Source organism: Pseudomonas sp. MS01C9 (genome assembly GCF_058202755.1).
In genome coordinates, this window is record NZ_CM177073.1 from 5,619,869 (window position 1) to 5,641,166 (window position 21,298).

General features: G+C 57.4%; 20 protein-coding genes. 11 read left to right on the forward strand and 9 right to left on the reverse strand.

Going from position 1 to position 21,298, the window contains the following annotated elements; translation table 11 throughout:
- Position 1 precedes the first annotated feature (1 nt).
- Positions 2 to 1,330, forward strand: a complete 1,329-nt coding sequence (locus AC1M7R_RS25285) for an NAD(P)/FAD-dependent oxidoreductase (protein ID WP_490610068.1) — start codon at positions 2 to 4, stop codon at positions 1,328 to 1,330.
- A 177-nt stretch (positions 1,331 to 1,507) separates the two neighbouring features.
- Positions 1,508 to 2,530 carry a choline metabolism transcriptional regulator GbdR gene (gene gbdR / locus AC1M7R_RS25290; protein WP_490610069.1) on the forward strand — a complete coding sequence of 341 codons (1,023 nt, stop codon included), beginning with the start codon at positions 1,508 to 1,510 and terminating at the stop codon, positions 2,528 to 2,530.
- Between the two features lie 40 nt (positions 2,531 to 2,570).
- Here gbdR and AC1M7R_RS25295 read toward each other — a convergent pair whose 3' ends face one another.
- The 7 genes from AC1M7R_RS25295 to AC1M7R_RS25325 all read right to left on the reverse strand — a co-directional run bounded on the left by AC1M7R_RS25295 (position 2,571) and on the right by AC1M7R_RS25325 (position 8,645).
- Positions 2,571 to 3,566 (reverse strand): isopenicillin N synthase family dioxygenase, encoded by a 996-nt coding sequence (locus AC1M7R_RS25295; RefSeq protein WP_490610070.1) that lies wholly within the window; start codon positions 3,564 to 3,566, stop codon positions 2,571 to 2,573.
- A gap of 262 nt (positions 3,567 to 3,828) precedes the next feature.
- Positions 3,829 to 4,068 (reverse strand): transcriptional regulator, encoded by a 240-nt coding sequence (locus AC1M7R_RS25300; RefSeq protein ID WP_490610071.1) that lies wholly within the window; start codon positions 4,066 to 4,068, stop codon positions 3,829 to 3,831.
- 49 nt (positions 4,069 to 4,117) lie between these two features.
- A complete protein-coding gene (locus tag AC1M7R_RS25305; RefSeq protein WP_490610072.1) occupies positions 4,118 to 4,738 on the reverse strand; it encodes a dimethylsulfonioproprionate lyase family protein in 621 nt (206 codons plus the stop codon).
- A gap of 173 nt (positions 4,739 to 4,911) precedes the next feature.
- Positions 4,912 to 5,793, reverse strand: coding sequence for an Ldh family oxidoreductase (locus tag AC1M7R_RS25310; protein WP_490610073.1), 882 nt, complete (start codon positions 5,791 to 5,793; stop codon positions 4,912 to 4,914).
- 70 nt (positions 5,794 to 5,863) lie between these two features.
- Positions 5,864 to 6,763, reverse strand: coding sequence for a glycine betaine ABC transporter substrate-binding protein (locus AC1M7R_RS25315; protein ID WP_490610074.1), 900 nt, complete (start codon positions 6,761 to 6,763; stop codon positions 5,864 to 5,866).
- Positions 6,764 to 6,960: 197 nt separating this feature from the next.
- On the reverse strand, positions 6,961 to 7,896 hold the full coding sequence (locus tag AC1M7R_RS25320) for an electron transfer flavoprotein subunit alpha/FixB family protein (protein ID WP_490610075.1): 936 nt from the start codon (positions 7,894 to 7,896) through the stop codon (positions 6,961 to 6,963).
- Positions 7,896 to 8,645, reverse strand: coding sequence for an electron transfer flavoprotein subunit beta/FixA family protein (locus AC1M7R_RS25325; protein WP_490610498.1), 750 nt, complete (start codon positions 8,643 to 8,645; stop codon positions 7,896 to 7,898). Before AC1M7R_RS25325 ends, AC1M7R_RS25320 begins: the two co-directional genes overlap by 1 nt.
- A 212-nt stretch (positions 8,646 to 8,857) precedes the next feature.
- On the opposite strand from AC1M7R_RS25325, the gene AC1M7R_RS25330 reads away from it, so the two are divergent.
- From AC1M7R_RS25330 to AC1M7R_RS25340, 3 genes are read left to right on the forward strand one after another with little or no spacing between them, the layout of a single operon-like run.
- The gene (locus tag AC1M7R_RS25330; protein WP_490610076.1) at positions 8,858 to 10,894 is read left to right on the forward strand and encodes an oxidoreductase; all 2,037 of its coding nucleotides are present in this window, start codon (positions 8,858 to 8,860) and stop codon (positions 10,892 to 10,894) included.
- Positions 10,895 to 10,951: 57 nt separating this feature from the next.
- Positions 10,952 to 12,076, forward strand: a complete 1,125-nt coding sequence (locus tag AC1M7R_RS25335) for an S-(hydroxymethyl)glutathione dehydrogenase/class III alcohol dehydrogenase (RefSeq protein WP_490610077.1) — start codon at positions 10,952 to 10,954, stop codon at positions 12,074 to 12,076.
- A 39-nt stretch (positions 12,077 to 12,115) separates the two neighbouring features.
- Positions 12,116 to 12,499 carry a VOC family protein gene (locus tag AC1M7R_RS25340; protein WP_490610078.1) on the forward strand — a complete coding sequence of 128 codons (384 nt, stop codon included), beginning with the start codon at positions 12,116 to 12,118 and terminating at the stop codon, positions 12,497 to 12,499.
- A gap of 43 nt (positions 12,500 to 12,542) precedes the next feature.
- On the opposite strand, the gene AC1M7R_RS25345 is transcribed toward AC1M7R_RS25340, so the two are convergent.
- Together AC1M7R_RS25345 and AC1M7R_RS25350 are read right to left on the reverse strand one after the other, a co-directional pair.
- Positions 12,543 to 13,328, reverse strand: a complete 786-nt coding sequence (locus AC1M7R_RS25345; RefSeq protein ID WP_490610079.1) for a pyrroline-5-carboxylate reductase family protein — start codon at positions 13,326 to 13,328, stop codon at positions 12,543 to 12,545.
- Positions 13,318 to 14,022, reverse strand: coding sequence for a TetR/AcrR family transcriptional regulator (locus tag AC1M7R_RS25350; protein WP_490610080.1), 705 nt, complete (start codon positions 14,020 to 14,022; stop codon positions 13,318 to 13,320). The genes AC1M7R_RS25345 and AC1M7R_RS25350 overlap by 11 nt, the downstream gene beginning before the upstream one ends.
- A 467-nt stretch (positions 14,023 to 14,489) precedes the next feature.
- On the opposite strand from AC1M7R_RS25350, the gene choW reads away from it, so the two are divergent.
- The 6 genes from choW (at position 14,490) to AC1M7R_RS25380 (ending at position 21,069) form a co-directional block, all read left to right on the forward strand.
- Positions 14,490 to 15,338, forward strand: coding sequence for a choline ABC transporter permease subunit (gene choW / locus AC1M7R_RS25355; RefSeq protein WP_490610081.1), 849 nt, complete (start codon positions 14,490 to 14,492; stop codon positions 15,336 to 15,338).
- A complete protein-coding gene (gene choV / locus AC1M7R_RS25360) occupies positions 15,335 to 16,558 on the forward strand; it encodes a choline ABC transporter ATP-binding protein (RefSeq protein ID WP_490610082.1) in 1,224 nt (407 codons plus the stop codon). Before choW ends, choV begins: the two co-directional genes overlap by 4 nt.
- A gap of 29 nt (positions 16,559 to 16,587) precedes the next feature.
- The gene (locus AC1M7R_RS25365; protein WP_490610083.1) at positions 16,588 to 17,526 is read left to right on the forward strand and encodes a LysR substrate-binding domain-containing protein; all 939 of its coding nucleotides are present in this window, start codon (positions 16,588 to 16,590) and stop codon (positions 17,524 to 17,526) included.
- A 138-nt stretch (positions 17,527 to 17,664) separates the two neighbouring features.
- Positions 17,665 to 18,921, forward strand: a complete 1,257-nt coding sequence (locus AC1M7R_RS25370; protein ID WP_490610084.1) for an aromatic ring-hydroxylating oxygenase subunit alpha — start codon at positions 17,665 to 17,667, stop codon at positions 18,919 to 18,921.
- A gap of 9 nt (positions 18,922 to 18,930) precedes the next feature.
- A complete protein-coding gene (locus tag AC1M7R_RS25375) occupies positions 18,931 to 20,067 on the forward strand; it encodes an FAD-binding oxidoreductase (RefSeq protein WP_490610085.1) in 1,137 nt (378 codons plus the stop codon).
- A gap of 87 nt (positions 20,068 to 20,154) precedes the next feature.
- Positions 20,155 to 21,069: a LysR substrate-binding domain-containing protein gene (locus AC1M7R_RS25380; RefSeq protein ID WP_139642021.1), complete on the forward strand. Its 915-nt coding sequence runs from the start codon at positions 20,155 to 20,157 to the stop codon at positions 21,067 to 21,069.
- Positions 21,070 to 21,298: the final 229 nt, after the last annotated feature.

Sequence of the window (21,298 nt, forward strand, 5' to 3'; positions counted from 1 at the left end):
CATGCAGCTTCAGTGTAACTTCCTACCTCAGGACGACGGTCAACCCGGTTGGTACGAAACGTTGCCACCCCCTGCGCCCGGCACCCCGCTCAAAGGCGCCGTCAGGGCCGACTGGGCGGTACTCGGCGCGGGCCTTGCGGGGTTGGCTGCTGCCCGGCGACTGGCCGAGCTATTACCCGACGCCTCGATCGCGCTGATCGACGCCAAGCGGGTAGGTTTTGGTGCGGCCGGACGCAACTCCGGCTTCATGGTGGACTTGCCCCATGACTTGACGTCCCACAGCTACACCTCCGACCGGAGCGCCGATCAGCGAATCATTCGGCTGAGCCGTGGCGGCATAGATTTCATGCGCCAGATCGTCCAGCGCGAAGGCATCGAATGTGACTGGCGCGAGCAGGGCAAGTTGCATGGAGCCGTCAATCCACAAGGCATCGCCGCCCTTGAGTCCTTTGCCAAAGGGCTCAGCGGATTGGGGGAACCCTATACGATGCTGGATGCCGCGCGGATGAGAGCGATCACCGGTACCGACTTCTACAAATCGGGGCTGCATGCCCCCGGCTGTGTACTCGTTCAACCCGCTGCCTTGTGCAGAGGATTGGCGCAATCGTTGCCCGAAAATGTCAGGTTGTATGAAGACAGCCCGGTATTGAACATCGAGCTTGGCAAACCCCATGAACTGACTACCGCCCAAGGGGTACTTTCGGCGCCCCGCATGGTCATGGCCAACAATGCCTACGCGGCATCGTTTGGTCAGCTTGGACTCAAGGGACGGTTGCTACCCGTCTATACATACGCCAGCCTGACCCGAGAGTTGACAGCCGAGGAGCAGGCGCGCCTGGGCGGCGAACAAAGCTGGGGGCTGATTCCGGCCGACCCGCTGGGCACCACTGTGCGAAGACTCGCCAATGGCCGGATTTGCATTCGCAATTCCTTCACTTACAACCCTCGCCTGGCGGCGAGTCTTCGAACGCTTGAACGTGTTCGCCGTGCTCACCGTCAGTCCTTCGAAGCACGCTTTCCAATGTTGTCGGGCGTGCTGTTCGAATACACCTGGGGCGGCGCTTTGTGCATTTCGCGCAACTCTGGATCTGTCTTCGGTGAGATCGCCCCCGACGTGTTCAGCGCTGTGTGCTGCAACGGCCTGGGCCTGACCCGCAGCACCGTGGCGGGCAAGTTGATCGCCGAGTACGCCGTGGGAATGGACAGTGAATTACTGGACATCATGCTCGATCAACCCGAACCCTGTTGGAACCCCCCGGAACCTTTTCTCGGCCTGGGACTGCGCTCTTCCATTGCCTGGAAGGAGTGGCATGCGGGCGCGGAACTCTGATTGACCGAGCACTTGCCCCCTGCCTGGCGGCGTCATTGCCTCGTTTGCACAAGCCAGGCAAGGGCGCTATCGCCTTCAAGGAATTCGCAACTTGCACCGCGACTGTTCCGAGCAGTTCAAGGGGGCTGGTTGGACGTGCAAGTCCTGATTCGATAGTCCCAAGAGGAGCGCAACACGGTGTCTACTTCGCAGTGCCCTGCCCCACGATCCGTCGGATTCCTTTTGTTGGAAAATTTCACGTTCATCTCGCTTGCATCAGCAATCGAACCATTGCGCATGGCAAATCAGCTTTCCGGCAAAGAGTTGTATCGATGGATGATCCTGGGCAAAGGCACACAATCGGTGCGTGCCAGTGCCGGTTTGCAAATAACGCCCGATGCAGACATGGAAGACGCCCCGGCGTTGAATACCGTGATCGTGTGCGGCGGGATGGAGGTCCATAACAGCGTAAGCCATGAACATGTGCTTTGGTTGCAGCATCAGGCCAGACTGGGTCGCAAGCTGGGTGCCATTTGCACAGGGAGCTGGGCCTTGGGCAAGGCCGGACTGCTGGACGGACACCGATGCAGTGTTCATTGGCAATGCCTGGCGACGATGCGAGAAGCGTTTCCCTGGGCGGATATCACTGCGCACCTGTTTTCCATCGATAGCAGTCACTTGACCTCTTCGGGTGGCACGGCGCCGATGGACATGATGTTGCACATGATCAGAAGCGAGCACGGCCGTGATTTGGCCGCGGCAATCTCCGATATGTTCATGTACGAACGCATGCGAGACGCCCAGGACCAGCAGCGGATTCCCCTCAGGCATACACTTGGTGCAAATCAACCCAGGCTGCTAGCGGCCATCGTGCGCATGGAAGCCAATCTGGACGCTCCCCTTGAGCTCAACGCATTGGCAGTCGAAGTCGGTGTTTCACGTCGTCAACTGGAGAGGCTGTTTCATAAGTATCTGGAGATCTCTCCGTCGCGCTATTACCTTCAGATGCGTTTGCTCCGAGCACAACAATTATTGAAGCTGACCTCATCTCCCGTCCTGAAGATAGGCGCGCTGTGCGGTTTTGGTTCAGCTGCACAGTTCACCAGAAGTTATCGTGGGTATTTCGGTGTGACGCCGCGTGATGAGCGTACCTCGTCGAATACCCATGGGACACCCCAACCGACGCTCTCCCGCACAGCCACCGCCTGCAGTAGGCGGTGACCGGTCTTGATGGTGCGCAAACGCACCGAACCTAAATCAACTAATGTCTGGCGCCGTCGACAGGCCGCAAATGAGCGTAGCTGGCGACGAAGCGACCGTACTTGTGTTGTCCGCAGGTGTAAGGCGCGTATTTGGCCGGGTTATCGGCACTGATACACGTCGCGACGGTTTCGACCGTCGCGTCGAAGTCCAAGTCGATGAAGAATGGAATGGAGTACCGCTCGACACCGCTGGTATTGATGACGCGGTGCATGGTCGATACGTAGCGATCATTCGTCAGGGTTTGCACCAGATCACCAATGTTGACGATAAACGTATCCTCCACCGGTGGAGCGCTTACCCATTCTCCGGCGCGATTGCGCACTTGCAATCCGCCGACCTTGTCCTGGAACAGGATCGTCAGGAAACCATAGTCCGTGTGCGCTCCGATCCCGATTTCCTTTTGTGAAATTTCACCGCTCTGCGAGGGGTAGTGCAGCAAGCGCTGGATGGTGATCGGTTTGCGTTGCAGTTTTTCGAAGTAGTCGGCTGGCAGATCCAGGCTCAGGGCAATAGCGCTGATCAGCTTACGCGCCAGCTCGAGCATTGCATGATGGTAGGCCTCGCAAACATCCGAAAACTGCGCAGGCTCGGCCGGCATCAAGTTCGCCCCGAAAAATGGAGACACTTCGTCATCGTGAGCGCCGTAGTCGAAGCACTCCTTGAAATCACGGGTGTTTTCCGGATCGACGTTTTCTGCGTACATGGGGATGTAGCCGCGAAGCGTGGGACCAGAATGGACCACGTTCAGCTGATTCTTTTGATCAAAAGGCATGGCAAAGAATTCTTTCGTCTGTGCATACATCGCATCGATCAGGTCGCGAGGCACTCCATGATTCCTGATATAGAAAAAACCAACTTTCTCGCAGGTTTCGCCGATTTGGCGCGAGACTTTGTGCGGATCGCTCCCATCGAGTAAGGGCGCGATATCAATAAAGGGGATTTCCTCGAATGTGGTCTGTTTGCTTGCAAGCCGGGCATCGGTCATCTGAATCATCGGAGGTCCTCACAAAAGCACCGTATTATTTATCCTGAAGCAGGCTTGGCTCTCTGACCAAGAGAGTCGCCCTCTTCTACCGGCCTCATTGTTTCCTCCTGAACGCCCTTCAACAAACCATTTTTAATTACATGCCCATGAGAAAAAATCAATCATGAAAGCAAATCAAACCTATAACCCAGCGCTATATGTAATACTTTTTCACTGTTTATCCATATCATCTTTCGCCAACAAAATTACAGCCTGGCGTCATCAAAATTAATCAATCCGTATTGCAACCTTTGCGAAGCCGGCGTGCGATGCTGTGGCGCCTCGTATCCTTTTCCATGAATTCGATCGCTATGAAAGCCTCTATGCCGGCCCCATTTTCAACTTTCTCAATAAAACTAAGAATCGCCTTTTTCATGAACCAATGAGAAGTACGATCCAGCTTGGCCGATGCAGACTTAAGCCTGGCCCTCGTTACTTCGTCCAATTTGATGCCTTGCGTGGTCACCGCCATCTCTCTTCCTCTCAATCATTGTCCGAATTCAGCCACTCATCACGAGGCATTAATGCATCAAGCCCCACAGGGCCAGAAGCGGAACGTCCGTCGACCTCATCGCATGGACACAGGAGGGGGAATTGAACACCACACCTCCGGCCCCTGGACTCCACCACCCTACATCCTCCCGATACCATTGCCCCGGTGACAGGACCAGATAGAACTCAGCAGGCGGGTGCTGGTGATAGGGATAGCTGGTCTGCGGCATCATGAGTGCCACGCCTAAGCTCAGGGTGGAACATTCAAATAACGCTCCCGGGCCGGCAATCATCCCGTGGCGATGCCGCTCCACGAACGTACTGTCTTGGTCAGCACGGGCTTGTCGGTTTATCCAGCTGACATTAGGCAGCAGCGTGCCTAACGCACCCCGTATCGATAGCAGGACCTTATCGGCGCCAGGCGCGGATTCAAGTGCTTCGCATAGATGGCGCTCCAAAGAAGCCGGCAGCGCATTCGAAGCTTCCACAGCGTTCCGGATCTTCCATCGGGACGCATTCAGCGATGCGACATGGGCTCGTGCCTCATCACAAACGCTGCCAGACAGGAAGTCTCGAAGCGCACGCCTAAGCACATCGCCGCTGCGGATAATGTCCTGATCCCATGCCGGATCTGCAGTGCTGTTCATCATCGTTTTGTATGTCACTCCTGACTTGTCATTCGAACTGGCTTACAGATGACTCAACTTTTCCAAGAGCCCGACGGGTACGCTGATCCCATCATTCTGAGCGTCGACCATTGAGCATCGCCGGCCCCATCCCGGCCTATGGACGTCCATTTGCGTCAAGCGGGACATTTGACTGGCTAGGCGCTGCTCGAATCCCTCTGAAATGCCGGTGCCAATAGCAGGATCAACAGGCCACAGCCAGGCGTCTGGCCTCCCTGATTGAACGCCGGCGCATCCAGCGACCAGTTGGCCCCCGTGAGCCCCGCCGCCAGGACCTCGATCATGAGCATCAGATTGGCCCCCCGGTGACCACCAAACGGCAGCAGTGCGCCGTCTAACGCCGCCAAGGCATTGCAGGTTCCGTTTCCATTCCGGTCCACCGCCCAGCCCTTCGGAATATCGCTACCCGTCGAAGCGGCATGGGCAATATTCACGAACGCTGTGGCACTGCAGGCTTGGTCGAAGAGCAAGGGAGTGCCATCGGCCGAGGGCGCGGCAAATGAGAGCGGATTAGTCGAATACGTCTTACCCTTCGCGCCAGGAACGGCAACCAGAGCCGGCCCGTTTGCGACCGCCAATGCAATCAGCCCAGCCTGGGCGAACCGTAGCGTGAAGTCACCGAGCTCACCGCTGGTGAAACTGTTGCATTGGCTCAGCGTGGCCATGCCATGGGCATGCGCGGCATGACACAACGAATCGAAACACCGATCGACGCCAAGCTGGGCAATTCCGCCTTGAGCATCCGACTTGAAGATTATCGCCCCGGCAGAGCTGATTCTTGGCTCGGCCCTTGGATTGATTCGACCTGAGGAAAAACCCGGCAGGTAATCGGCCAGATGCCGAAACCCCAAGGCTTGGTTACCGCGCGCTTGCGCCGCCACGGTAGCGTGGGCCAACGAGTCGGCTACCGCTGGAGAGCAGCCCCTCGATACACAGAGATGCTTGACCCAGTCGATTGCTTCATCAAGGGTAAAGCGACGATAGGCTGTGGTTTCCAAGGATATCGCCTGAATAGTCATTCGATGAATCCAGCACCCCTTGACCAAGGGCACTGGATTGCAACACAACCGTTGGCTGGCAACGGCTCCCTCACTGGGACGGCGTAGCCGAGGCGGTCTGGCTACCGAACATCGCCTCGAAGCGGGGCTTGTTAGCGGCGTAGTATTCGGCAACGACCTTGTCTGCAGAACTGTCTCGGGCAGACGACATCAATTTCTCAAGGTCAGCCTTTGGGATCTTGAAGTTGGCAAAGAACCGGGCAACGTCAGGATGTTCGGCACTGAAACCTTTGCGGGCAACCGCATGAATTTGCTCGGCGCCGCCGAAAATCTGCTTCGGATCGTCCAAATAGCGCAGCGGCCACTTGGCGAACATCCAGTGCGGGCTCCAGGCGTTGATCAATGACCATTTGTCACGTTTGAGGTTGCGATCCAGCTCACTCAACATGCCAGACTCTGAAGAAGCGACCATCTTGTAGCCATCGAGTTTATATTCCTTCATGGCCTTTTCCGTCAGTTTGTACTGACCATTGCCCACTTCCGACGTCAGGATCTTGCCGCCCAGTTTTTCCCGGACCTCAGGCTTGTTAAGGTCTTCGACAGTGGCAATCTCGCTGGTAGGAATGGAGGTTGGCACGGCCATGCCGATCCGACCTTCATACAACACACCGAGGTCCTCGAGCTTGTCTTGGTATTTGTCGTAGAACGCCTTGTGGGTGCTCGGCAGCCAGACCATCGGGATCAGGTCGATATTTCCGTTGGCCAAGGCCTGGAACTGGATACCAATATCGGCGAGCACCAACTTGACCGGTTGCTTCAAGTGATCGCGCAATGCAGTGTCTGCCAGCTTTACAGCGATTTCCGTATCCGACCAGTTCACCCATCCAATACGGATAGGTGTGGGCTCTTCGGCATGGGCCACCAGGCTACCGGCGGCCATCGCCAAGCCAGTAAGCCAGCCGATACAAGTTTTACTCGATAACTTCATCATGGTGCATCTCCGCGTACTGTATTAATAGTTATTGGCAGGCCAGCAGAAGAACTAACTCCCCTCATAAAAGCAGAGCGCCACTACGCCCTCAAGGGATTTTATGTTATGCATGGATAAGTTTTAGTTATGTGAGAAGCCTTTATCTATTCAGGTCCTTCGGCCCTCCTCCGCCCATTTGGCGGAGCTGATAGTAAGAGTCACAATGCTTTTTCCAGCGCCGGTAAGGCTTCGAACAAGTCCGCCACCAACATGTAATCCGCCACTTGGGCAATCGGCGCGTCAGCGTCCTGGTTGATCGCGACGATGACCTTTGAGCCACTCATACCCGCCAAGTGTTGAATGGCACCACTGATGCCCGCCGCGATGTAGAGCTCCGGCGCAACGATCTTCCCCGTCTGGCCGACCTGCAAATCGTTAGGGGCGAAACCCGAGTCCACCGCGGCGCGTGATGCGCCCACAGCACCACCGAGTTTGTCAGCTACCCGCTCAATCAAAGCGAAATGCTCCTTGGCTTGCATGCCGCGGCCACCGGAAACGACGACGCGTGCACTCGACAAATCTGGCCTCTCGCTTGCAGTCAGTTCTTCGCTGACGAAACGCGCATTGCTTGCTCCTTTTCCGACCTCGACCGTCACCACTTCACAACGATGTTCATGTGACAAGGCCTGGGCGAACGCAGAGGCGCGGACAGTGAGTAACTTGATCGGGTCAAGGGACTGCACCGTGGCGATGGCATTGCCAGCGTAAACAGGTCGCTCGAAAGTGTCCGGAGACACGATTTTGGTGACATCGGAAATCATGCCGATATCCAGGCTGGCCGCGACCCGTGGCAACACATTGCGGCCCATGCTGCTGGCGTCGGTTATGACGTGCGCATAGCCTTGGCTCACCAATGAAGTGATCAATGGCTGGGCGTTTTCAGCCAATATGTTTTCGAATATCGCATTCTGTGCGAGCAGCACCCGGTCAATGCCCTGGATCAGCGCTGCCTGTTGCGCCACTGCCGACGCATCCGTCCCGCCCATCACCAGCAGATCGGTTTCAGCACCCAGTGCCATGGCGGCGGTCACGGCACTCCAAGTACCTGCCGTAAGCTGACTTGCGTAGTGCTCGGCAATCACCAATGTACGCATCAAATCACCCCCGCAACGTTCTTCAGTTTATCCACCAGTTCGGCGACCGAACCGACCTTGATACCCGCTTTGCGCACCGCCGGCGCAGCAACCCCCAGTAGACGAGCGTGTTCCCTCACGCTGGCGCCCAAGGTTTCAGCGGCAATGGTTTGAAGCGGTTTTTTCTTGGCTTTCATGATGTTGGGCAGAGAGGCGTAGCGCGGTTGGTTCAGCCGCAAGTCGCAGGTCACCACCGCAGGCATGGCGAGGGCGAGCACCTGGCTGCCACTGTCGACCTCTCGCTCGACGACCCATTGACCATCCACCTGATTGATGGCTGAGGCGTAGGTGGCCTGACCGCTGCCGATCAACTGCGCGACCATTTGCCCAACCTGGTTGTTCTCCTGATCGATCGCCTGCTTGCCGAACAGGATCAATTGCGGCTTTTCCTGATCGATCACTTTGCTCAGGTACTTGGCGACGTTGAGCGGCTCAAGTACTGCATTCGTCTCGACCAACAGCGCCCGGTCCGCGCCGAGTGCCAATGCCGTGCGCAGTTGTTCCTGAGCGGCCGACGTACCCACGGAGACAACCACCACTTCGGATGCCGCTCCCTTCTCCTTGAGGCGTATCGCCTCCTCCACCGCGATTTCGCAGAACGGATTCAAGGCCATCTTCACACCACCGAGCTCGACGTCTGAACCGTCGGCTTTCACCCGGACTTTCACATTCGGGTCGATGGCGCGCTTTACCGCAACGAGCACTTTCATAGTTCTTCGCACTGCCCCCTGGCACTTTGGATCGATGCGGGATGGCCGGACGCACGCGCCGTACCACCCCTGTTTCGACTGGATGGTAATCCCGGTTTTTCCACCACGCAAGAAAAATGTACACCTATGTCTTAATCGTTGACACACATGAACATTAAACATACCGTTATGTCAAAACCAAGCCTGATGTTCTGTTCTCGGAGCGCAACACCATGTCCAGCGATCCTCTGCTGCAGCCCTATAAGATCAAACACCTGACCCTCAAGAACCGGATCATGACCACCTCCCATGAGCCGGCCTATCCTGTCGATGGCATGCCGAAAGACCTGTATCGGGCGTACCATGTCGAACGGGCAAAGGCCGGCGTGGCGCTGACCATGACCGCAGGTTCCGCCGCGGTGTCACGCGACAGCCCGCCAGTGTTCAACAACGTGCTGGCGTACAAGGATGAAGTGGTCAAGTGGATGAAGGACCTGACCGATGAATGCCACGAACATGGCGCGGCGGTGATGATCCAACTGACCCACCTGGGGCGGCGCACGCGCTGGGACAAGGCCGACTGGCTGCCGGTTGTCTCGCCGTCCCATCGCCGTGAAGCGTCCCACCGGGCCTTTCCGAAAAAGATGGAAGAGTGGGACATCGATCGCATCATCAAGGACTATGTCGACGCCGCCGAACGGATGAAGGCCGCCGGGCTGGATGGTTTGGAACTGCAGGCCTACGGACACCTCATGGATCAGTTCTGGTCGCCACTGACCAACGACCTTGAAGGCCCCTACGGCGGTTCGCTGGAGAACCGGTTGCGCTTTACCTTCGATGTCCTGCGCGGCATTCGCCAGCGTTGCGGCGAGGATTTTCTGCTGGGGGTTCGCTACACCGGCGATGAGGATCTGCCCGGCGGTTTCGGTGCCAAGGACGGCATCCAGATTTCGCACATGCTCAAGGACAGCGGCCTGGTCGACTTTCTCAACGTCGTTCGCGGCCACATCGACACCGATGCCGGCCTCACCGATGTGATTCCGATCCAAGGCATGCGCAACTCCCCGCACCTGGATTTTGCCGGCGAGATCCGCTCGGCCACCGGCTTCCCGACGTTCCATGCCGCGAAGATTCCCGACGTCGCCACGGCCCGCCATGCCATTGCTTCGGGCAAGGTGGACATGATCGGCATGACCCGGGCACACATGACCGACCCGCACATCGTGCGCAAGATCATCGAGAAACGCGAAGAAGAAATCCGCCCTTGCGTCGGCGCCAACTACTGCCTGGATCGGATCTATCAGGGCGGCGCCGCGTACTGCATTCACAACGCCGCCACCGGCCGTGAAACTAGCATGCCCCACGAAATCCCCAAGGCGTCGATCAAGCGCAAAGTGGTGGTGATCGGCACTGGCCCGGCGGGCCTGGAAGCAGCACGGGTGGCCGGCGAACGCGGCCACGACGTCACGGTATTCGAAGTCGCCGATCAACCCGGCGGCCAGATCCGCCTGACGGCGCAGAGCGAGCGGCGACGCGAGATGATCAGCATCATCGACTGGCGGATGGCGCAATGCGAACGGCTGGGTGTGAAATTCCATTTCAACACCTGGGCCGAGGCCGAAACGGTGCTGGCGGAAAATCCGGACGTGGTGATCGTCGCCACCGGCGGTTTGCCTCACACTGAAGTGCTCACGCACGGCAATGAACTGGTGGTGTCAACCTGGGACATCATTTCCGGCGACGTCAAGCCCGGCCAGAACGTGCTGATCTTTGACGATGCGGGTGACCATGCTGCCCTACAGGCGGCCGAAGTCATCGCCAACAGCGGCGCGAAACTGGAAATCGTCACACCGGACCGCTCGTTCGCGCCCGAAGTGATGGCAATGAACCTGGTGCCCTACATGCGCAGCCTGCAAGACCTGAACGTTACCTTTACCGTCACCTATCGAGTCGACTCGGTGGAGAAACGCGACGGGCAATTGGTGGCTAACTTCGGCAGCGATTATGGCCAGGTCCATAAACAGCGAGTGGTCGATCAGGTAGTCATCAACCATGGCACCCTGCCCCTCGACGATCTGTACTTCGAGCTGCGTCCCCATTCGCGCAACAATGGCGCGGTGGAACAGCATGATCTGATCGCCGGGAGAACCCAGAACATCGTGACCAACCCCGAGGGCCGCTTCCAGCTGTTCCGGATCGGCGACGCGGTGTCGGCGCGTAATACCCACGCGGCCATCTACGATGCGTTGCGACTGGTCAAGGACATCTGAAGTCATGCCCCTGATTCTGGATCAGGGGCAATTTCCTATTCGAAACGAGGCACTACCATGTCAGTACAGACCTTGAAATCAAGGGCTGCGGTCGCATTCGCGCCCAATGAACCGTTGCAGTTGGTCACCATCGATGTCGCACCGCCCAAGGCTGGCGAGGTGCGGGTTCGTATCGTTGCCACCGGCGTCTGCCACACCGATGCCTTCACTCTTTCGGGAAGCGATCCTGAAGGTATTTTCCCCAGCGTGCTGGGCCATGAAGGCGGCGGTATCGTCGAATCCATAGGCGAAGGCGTGACCTCGCTGCAAGTCGGCGACCACGTGATTCCGCTCTATACCGCCGAATGCCGGCAATGCAAATTCTGCCTCTCAGGCAAAACCAATCTTTGCCAGGCCGTCCGGGCCACCCAGGGCAAAGGCTTGATGCCCGACGGCACTTCGCGCTTTTCCCATGAAGGCAAACCTCTGTTCCACTACATGGGGTGCTCGACGTTCTCCGAATACACCGTGCTGCCGGAAATTTCCCTGGCGAAGATTCCCAAAGAGGCGCCGCTGGAGCAGGTCTGCCTGCTTGGCTGCGGGGTGACCACAGGAATCGGCGCCGTCCTTAACACGGCCAAGGTCGAAGCGGGCGCCAGTGTGGCGGTGTTTGGGCTGGGCGGTATCGGCCTGGCAGCCATTATCGGCGCAAAAATGGCCAGCGCCGGACGTATCCTCGCTATCGACATCAACCCTGCCAAACGAGACGTCGCGCTGTCGTTGGGCGCGACAGACTTTATCAATCCCAAGGACTACGACAAGCCGATCCAGGACGTCATTGTCGAGCTCACCGAAGGCGGCGTGGATTACTCGTTCGAATGCGTCGGCAACGTGCAACTGATGCGTGCTGCACTGGAGTGCTGCCACAAGGGCTGGGGCGAGTCGATCATCATCGGCGTCGCCGGAGCGGGCCAGGAAATCAGTACCCGCCCTTTCCAGCTCGTCACCGGTCGCGTGTGGCGTGGCAGCGCATTTGGTGGGGTGAAGGGTCGCACTGAGTTGCCCAGCTATGTGGAGAAGGCCAATCGAGGAGAGATCCCACTGGAAACCTTTATCACCCACACCATGCCCCTGGAAGAAATCAACAAAGCGTTCGAGTTGATGCATGACGGGCAAAGCATTCGTACCGTCATTCATTATTGATTCGCCGATCCTCATTCCCCCCACAAAAAGGAAGCAACGATGTCCGTTTTTACCCATGTAACCGTCGGCACCAATGACCTGGCCAAATCCCGTGCGTTCTATGACGCAGCGCTGAAAGAGATTGGCCTCAAACGCGTCGCCGATCTCAGCGAGAATGGCTCCATCTGGGGTGTCGACAAACCTTCGTTTTTTGTACTCAAGCCGGCCAACGGCAATCCTGCAACGGTGGGCAACGGAGGCACCGTCAGCTTCGAGGCGCCGAACCGTGCTGCGGTCCACGCCTTCCACGCCGCCGCGCTGGCAAATGGCGGTGTCTGCGAAGGCCTGCCCGGCACGCGCGGCTGGGCTGAAAATGCCTATGCCGCTTACGCCCGGGATCTGGATGGAAACAAGCTGGCGGTCTACTGCTTCAAGGCAGAGTAAATAAGACGCTTACCGAAGCCCCTTGACCAGGGGCCTCGGTTTATCAGCCATGAAGCCCTTTGCGGGCAACCGCAGCACCGGCCTCCAGTGCCCGACCGATGTGTTCGTCGAAACGACTATCGATCATTGATTGCAAAGCCGCGGCCGTGACGCCTCGATAGGCGACCAAGGCCTCGATCATCTCCAGCGCATCGTGGTTTTCCAGAAGCTGGCTGCTGTTGACCACCACGTTCTTCGCAGCCAATTGCGCGATATCGGAAGGAATGCCGGCAGCCATCGCCTGATTGGCCAGTGCGCTCATCAGCAAGGCAGGAAAAGCCGGGCCGGTACCCGAGAGCGCCGAGAGGTAGTCGATGAAGTCCTCTTCCTGAACTTCAGCCGCTTCACCCACACATTCGAACACGCGTTGCACCAGGTTCCTCGTTGCTGCTGGTACCTCCCCCGCACAATACCAGGGTGTAAAGGACCGTTCGATCTCCACTGCCGCGTTGGGCATCGCCCGCACGACTGCTGTCGCCGATGTTTGCGCCATGATCGCATGAGCCTTGATCCCGGCCATGAGCGAGATAATTGTCCGCCCGCCCGCATGAATATTCACGCTGGCGAAATGCTCGGGGCGAACGGCAAGGATCACGATGTCGCTACGATTTACCAGGTCTTGGTTATCCGTCACCAGGCGAGCACCTTGTTGCGCCAGTGGATGGCCGCCCGAACGGTTGGAAATGATCAGGTTGCCCGCGGGTAGCAATGCCTTGGCCAGTACAGCCTTGGCGATCGCACCGCCCAGCCAGCCGGTTCCACCGATGATCCCCAGGGTTTCATGATTCATCGGCAGCGCTCTCGAACGTTTCCGTCAAGGGAACGAAAACTCCCGGTTCGACTTCGGCGTAGCCGAATTTCCCATAGAAACGATCCAGTTCACGTTGCTTGGGCACCTTCCCAGTGAAGATGCTTACGTAATGGGGGATGCGCTGGAAGCGCACGGTGATCAACTCGTTGGTATTCATTGTGATGTAGCCGATCTGTGTCAGATAGATCGTCCGGGCTCGCGCATCGGCACTCGGGCTATCGTACCCAAAGCGCTTGAACATGCTCGCCAGTGCATTCATTCGCTGCTCATCCACGGCGGCCACTTCCCGGGCCACCTCAGCGGACTGCAGTGCCCAGCTACGCACGGCGAACTCGAATTGAGAATCGAATAAATGGGGGTTGAGCCAGCACTCGAACACATTCAAGATCGCCTCGGAAATACTCTCGGCATAACTTTCACTTTGCCGTATCAATCCTCCGGTGTTGGTCTCCCGCCATCGGGACAGCAACGCAGCCAGCAGTTGCTCACGGTCCTCGAAAAACCAGTAGAAGCTGGTACGTGACAACCCTAGGCGTTTGGCCAGTGGCATGACTCGAACTGAATCGATGCCCGACTCCTTCAGGGCCTCGTAGGCCGCCTCCAGCCAACCCTCTGGTGAACCTCGCCAGCCTGCGTCCTGAGCCTTGCCACGCGCCTTCCCTGCCTGGGACATTGTGCTTACCTTCTTTAAATATGTGCGTGAGGCGAATGTACTCGTATGATCGCCAAATGTACATCGAAGTACATTTGATTGACTCCTGTCCGTTTCGCTACTTTCGAGCCCCGGGAATATTAATGAGAAAAACTCATGAGCCATTGACTTAAAATGGTTTGTCGTCGCAGTGCGCGTGGATAAATATCTCCTGCAGGCAAAGGACTCCAAACCAAAACAACAATGAGCCGCCAATTATGAATCTTGCAGCGCACGCCTCTGAATGCAGCCCGTCATCCGGTCAAGGAATGCCGGTGCGACCCACTGGGCCACACGCTCCTTCTGTTACTCATTTCCTGCCAAAACTTCGATAGCTGCTCACACGAACGTCTCGTGCGATCGTTTTTTGCTGCCTGAAATCCTGGCGCACAACGCTGCGCCCGGATGGCTGCTCGCGAGCTGTTACTCCCATCAGCTGGATTAGTGATATGTGGACTACACAAGAGAAGCTTCCACTGGGCGAACACACTGCCCGGTATGTCGAATGGTTGACCGAACATGGCGCAGGTTTTTTCGACGGCATATCGCTGTCGTTGTCTGGCGTCATCACCGCCTTCACCAACGCGTTGCTGTGGTTCAACCCCTTGGTCTTGATCGCCATCTTTGCCCTGCTCGCCTATTACATCCAACGAAAAGTGAGCCTTACACTGTTCATCACCTTTTCCTTCCTGCTGATATTCAACCTCGGCTACTGGCAGGAGACCATGGAAACCCTCGCCCAGGTGAGCTTCGCCACGCTTGTCTGCGTGGTCATCGGTGTACCGCTGGGTATCGTCGCAGCACATCGATCCTGGTTCTATGCGGCCTTGCGACCGGTACTTGACCTGATGCAGACCGTGCCCACTTTCGTGTACCTGATCCCGACCTTGACGCTTTTCGGCCTTGGGGTAGTTCCTGGGCTGATTTCGACGGTCGTCTTCGCCATCGCCGCACCTATTCGCCTGACCTACCTGGGTATCTGTGATGTACCCCAAGAGTTGATGGACGCTGGTAAGGCCTTTGGCTGCTCGCGTCGCCAACTGTTGGCGCGCATCGAACTGCCCCACGCCATGCCCAGCATCGCCGCCGGCATCACCCAATGCATCATGTTGTCACTCTCCATGGTGGTGATCGCGGCCCTGGTGGGCGCCGACGGACTCGGCAAGCCGGTGGTCAATGCATTGAACACCGCGGATATCTCGATGGGTTTCGAAGCGGGCCTGGCGATCGTGCTGTTGGCGATCACGCTTGACCGAATCTGCAAGCAACGTGAAATCCTGAAAAGAGGTGACGTATGAGCATCATCCGTTTCGAGGACGTCGACGTCGTCTTCTCTGCCCGCCCGAAGCCCGCCCTGGATTTGCTTGACCAAGGTTTTTCACGTCCGCAAATTCTTCAGAAAACCGGTTTGATCGTGGGCGTGGAGAAAGCCAATCTGGAGGTCAATAAAGGTGAGATCTGCGTGCTCATGGGGCTGTCCGGTTCCGGCAAATCCAGTCTGTTGCGCTGCATCAACGGCTTGAACACCGTCAGTCGCGGAAAGCTCTTTGTCGAACACGAAGGCCGGCAGATAGACATCGCCTCCTGCTCCCCGGCCGAACTGAAGATGATGCGTACCCAGCGTATTGCCATGGTGTTCCAGAAATTCGCCCTGATGCCCTGGCTGACGGTGCGCGAGAACATCAGCTTTGGCCTGGAAATGCAGGGCCGCACGGAAAAGGAATGCAGGAAGCTGGTGGACGAAAAACTCGAGCTGGTGGGCCTGACCCATTGGCGCAACAAGAAACCCGACGAGTTGTCCGGCGGCATGCAGCAACGGGTTGGCCTGGCCCGTGCCCTGGCGATGGATGCGGACATCCTGTTGATGGACGAGCCCTTCTCGGCACTCGACCCGTTGATTCGCCAGGGCCTGCAAGATGAGTTGCTCGACCTGCAGCGCAAATTGCACAAAACCATCGTGTTCGTCAGCCATGACCTGGACGAAGCCCTGAAACTGGGCACCCGGATCGCCATCATGAAGGACGGCCAGATCATCCAGTACAGCAAGCCGGAAGAGATCGTGCTCAACCCGGCGGACGACTACGTGCGTAACTTTGTCGCCCATACCAACCCGTTGAATGTGCTCTGTGCGAAAAGCTTGATGACGCCGCTGAATCAGTGCGTGTTTGCTCGTGACGAATACTGCCTGGATACCGCTCAGAACCTGTGGATGGCGGTGAACCCGCAGCGTCATTTGACCAGCATTCGAAAAGGCGCCACGGCCGCACACATCCAGCCATGGAATCCGGGCAAGGGAATCGAGACGTTGGGACGACAGCCGACGAGTGTACCGCCGACGACCACCATGCGCGCTGCCCTGCAGATCCGCTACGAAACGGGTCATCCACTGATCGTGCGAGACCACGCCGGCACCGTGCTAGGCATCCTGGGCGACGGAGAGCTGTATCGAGCATTGCTGGGGCATAACCTGTCGCTCCCTGTGCCTTCTGAACCCGCACATGAATATTCGGTGGCTTGATCCACCAGATATGGCGTTGGAACACTCCTATGCAACCCAGTGATATCGCTAAGAAGGTAAAGGGCTATCGACGATTGATACCGTCCATGACGGCGTTGCTGGAGTTCGAGGCGGTGGCGCGATTGGCCAGTTTCACCCTGGCCGCCCAAGAACTAGGTGTGACACAGGCGGCTGTCAGCAAACAGATCAGACTGTTGGAAGATGCTTTGGAGACTAAGCTATTCCATCGCCTTCATCGCTCGATCAAGTTGACTCACGAAGGCTATGTCTTGCACCTGGTCGTTGCCGAGTCCATTCATCGCATGGCCAGTGTCTTCGACAAAATTGCCGAAGGCATTGGTGAGCAGGAGATTACCATCGCCTGCACCGAAGCGTTTTCTCACTTGAGAATACTCCCCAGACTGACCACGCTGCGCACCCTTCAGCCAAAGTTGAAGTTGCGCTTGATGACGCACCCGCTTTCGCCCAGTTCATATCGAGATGACGTCGACCTGGCCGTCCGTTTCGGCAACGGAAAGTGGGAGGATGGGAGCTCACTTTTCCTGTTCGATGAAGAAGTGTTTCCCGTCTGTTCGCCTGCCTGGCTCGCCGCTAATCCGGCCCCTTCGTCCATCGACGATTTTCTGGACACAGCGCTGATTGACTCCGATTCCACACTGGAAGGCTGGATGACCTGGAATCGTTGGTGCAGGGACCTTGGCGATATGCGACCCAAGCTCACCTACTCATTTCGCTGCAGTTCCTACAACGATGCGATCCAAGCGGCCACACAAGGCCATGGCATTGCACTGGGCTGGAGCCGACTTATCGCACACCGGCTCAGCAGCGGTGAGCTGATCAGAATCACGCCCTATATGGTCAAGCCAAAAGACGCCTATCACTTGGTCATTCCGAACGGTCGAAAACCTGAACCAATCATTGAGGCGCTGATCGATTGGCTGCGCGATGACAGCTGCATAACTCACTGATAATAAACGCAAAAACCACATCTATACGCATAACGCAAGGTTATGCGAGCGTGAAAATAAAGCGCGTTGACGGTCTTGTTCCACCTTTCCAAACTGTCCCTGCCGCCTGATCAACTTTGAGTTTGAGCGAGACCCACAATGACTATCAATACCGTGAAAACCCATCGTGAACTTCTGACCGACCGCATGCCCGGCCATGGCATGCCGGGGAGTTTGTTTGGTCGCCAGGATATTTTTGAAACCGACGTCGATATCTTTTTTACCAAGCACTGGATTCTGGTGGGTGTCACTGGCGACATTCCAGAACCCGGTGATGTTTCCACCCTGGATATTGGCAAATCATCCATTCTCTTGGTACGCGACGATGACGAGCATGTGCAGGCATTTCGCAATGTCTGCCGTCACCGAGGGGCTCGCTTGAAACAGGCCGGCAAGTCGACCGTGGGGATGCTGGTATGCCCCTACCACCAATGGAGCTACGACCTGGACGGCAGTCTGAAACATGCGGCACACATGGGCCAGGATTTCGACCCTAAATGCAAAAGCCTGATCCCCGTGCACACCCGGGTCATCGGCACCCATGTCTTCGTCTGCCTGGGCGACGAACCACCGGAAGACATCATGTACCTTGAGCAGGTCATGGCACCGCGTTTCGCCCAATACGACATTGCCCACTCAAAGATCGCCTACGAATCGGAAATCATCGAGAACGGCAATTGGAAACTGGTGATCGAGAACAACCGCGAGTGCTATCACTGCGCTGCCACTCACCCGGAGTTGACTGCTTCTTTCCTGCCCGAAGATTTCGGATTCTGTACAGACGGCCTGGGGGAGGATTCTCTTCAAGCGCTGGCGGAGTATCACCAACGCAATGCAGACACCAAGGCCAACTGGGAAAGCGCAGGCTATATCTGCGATGCCGTCGAACATCTGGGCGAAGACGCCGTGACCCAATTTCGCTCGCAGCGACTGGCCATTGCCGGCAATGGCGAATCCCAGACCCTGGACACCCGCGTAGCATGCACTCGTCTCTTCGGAGATCTCACCCGCCGCGACTTGGGCGACATGCATCTTTGGACACATAACTCGTGGACCCATGTCATGAGCGACCACGCCGTCGTCTCCTACATCATCCCGCTGGCACCCGATAAAACCCTGGTCCGGACTAAATGGCTGGTCCATGCCGATGCGGTCGAAGGCGTCGATTATCAAGTGGATAAGCTGACTGAAGTCTGGGTCGCAACCAACCTGCAAGACGCCAATCTCGTTGGTATTACCCACAGCGGCACCCAGGACCCTTCCTACACGCCTGGACCGTTCTCGGCCTTTACCGAAGCCTATGTCGACCAGTTCTCTCGCTGGTACGCGGCACGTCTGGCCGCCCATGGCGTGTGAGGAATGAAGATGACGACTTATGAGAACCTGACGCGCCCTGCAGACGTCAGCGTAGCCCAGCACTTTACCGACCCGGGCACCTGGGGCACGTTTGGCGCGCAGTGGCACAGCGGAGAACAGAAAACCCTGCACTGCTGCGCTGTGCGCCAGGAAACCCATGACGTCAAGACCTTCATTTTTCGTTGTGCGGACTTCAGCGCCCTGAGCTTCGAGCCCGGTCAATTCATCACGATCTCGCCAGTCATTGGTGGGCAGACCATCGCCCGTTGCTACACCCTGTCGTCCTCTCCGACCCGGCCCTTTGCGTTTTCCATTACCGTCAAGCGCGTGCCGGGGGGCGTCGTGTCGAACTGGCTACATGACAACCTCAAGCCAGGCGATAGCCTGAAAGCGTCCGGCCCCGCCGGCAGCTTTACGCCGATCGGCCATCCGGCAGGTAAATTGTTATACCTGTCGGCCGGCTCCGGCGTGACTCCCTTGATGTCGATGACTCGGGCCGCCTATGACATGGCTGCCAACCTCGATATCGTCTTTGTGCACAGCGCCCGTACGCCGATCGACATCATCTTCCACGCGGAGCTGACGCGCATGCAATCCGCCATGCCGGGACTTCGAGTGATCAGCATTTGCGAAGGACTTGGCGAAACAGCGCAATGGCAGCAACCCATAGGCCGACTCGATTTACCGTTGTTGAGCCAACTGGTACCGGACTACAAGGAACGGGAAATCTTTACCTGCGGCCCCCAGGGTTACATGGAAGCGGTCAAATCGCTGCTCAGGGAAGCGGCGTTCGATTTCGCCCACTATCATCAGGAAAGTTTCGACATTGCCGTACTGAATGAAGAACCATTGATCGAGCAGGCCACTTCGCTCGACCCGCAAGCGGTATTCACGGTGACCCTGGCTCGCTCTGGCAAGACCTTCAGCATGCCGGGCAACCAGACGGTGCTGTCTGCCGCAAAGAAAGCCGGTGCCATTGTGCCCTCTTCCTGCAGCCAGGGAGTCTGCGGTACCTGCAAGACCGCCTTGGTACAAGGTACGGTCGAGATGAATCACAACGGCGGTATCAGGCAGCGGGAAATCGACAAAGGCCTGCGTTTGCTGTGCTGCAGCAAGCCCACTTCTGACCTGGTCCTCGATCTCTAGACGTGCCTCACTAATTTGATAGTCACTGCACACGGGCTTCTGCACAATATCTGTGCGCCCAACACCTATAGAACAGTGACCAGCCTGATGAAACTGCAACCTTTGCCGCCGCTCAACAGTCTGGTGGCGTTCGAGTCCGCAGCCCGCCACTTGAGTTTCACCGTGGCGGCGCGCGAACTGAACGTCACACAAGGCGCCATCAGCCGCCAGGTACGATTGCTCGAAGATTACCTGGGCGCGGCGCTGTTCACCCGCACAACCCGGGAAATCAACCTCACCGCCACCGGCAGCCAGTATTACGAAAGTGTGCGCGACACCTTGCAGCAAATCGCTCAGGCCACGGCGGGCGTACGTCACTGGCAAGGTGCCCAGCAAGTCACTGTGGTCACCAGCACGGCAATGGCGTCGTTGTGGCTGCTGCCGCTTGTATCGGAGTTCCAGCGCCAGAATGAAGAGATTGACCTACGCATCATCGCGACGGATCAAGTCAGCGATTTTTCCCGGCTGGACTGTGACCTGGCGCTTTATTACTGCAGCACGCCGCCGAAAAACATGAAAGTCACACCGCTGTTCAACGAAGAGATTTTCCCGGTATGCAGCCCCACCTATCTGGCGCAGCACCCAGGGATCGAGACGCTGGAACAGTTGGGGGGGTGCACCTGGTTGTGGCTGGAAGATCAGCACCGGGACTGGATTGGCTGGAGAGAATGGTTTCAACGCCTCGGCTACCCGGCGCCAGAACCCAGGCGCCGCATCAATATCAACAGCTACGCCATGCTGATCCAGTCAGCGCTGGCGGGCCAGGGGATCGCCCTGGCTTGGTCGGGCCTGCTGAGTAACCACTTGCAGACCGGCAACCTGGTGCGGCCGACACAAGCAATATTACGCACAGATGCGCAGTTCTGCCTGCTGGAACCCCAAGGCCGGGCCCAGAACAGACAAAGCGTCAACCGCTTCCGTCAGTGGCTGATGGCACATCTTGCCAAGACGATTGATACCTGAGAGACAGTCTTGGGTGGCCATTGAAACGCTGGCGGGCGAACTCGGCTGCGTCCAGGCAACATTTATCGGTCGTCAAACGGAGCAAACACATGCACCACCCATTCGACGAACAGCCGAACCTTTGCGCTGAGATGCTTGTTGTTCGAACAGACGACGCTGAATCGATGTCGCGGCCGGTTCCAATCGTCGAGCACAATGCGCAGCCTACCTTTCCAGGCCTGCACATTTT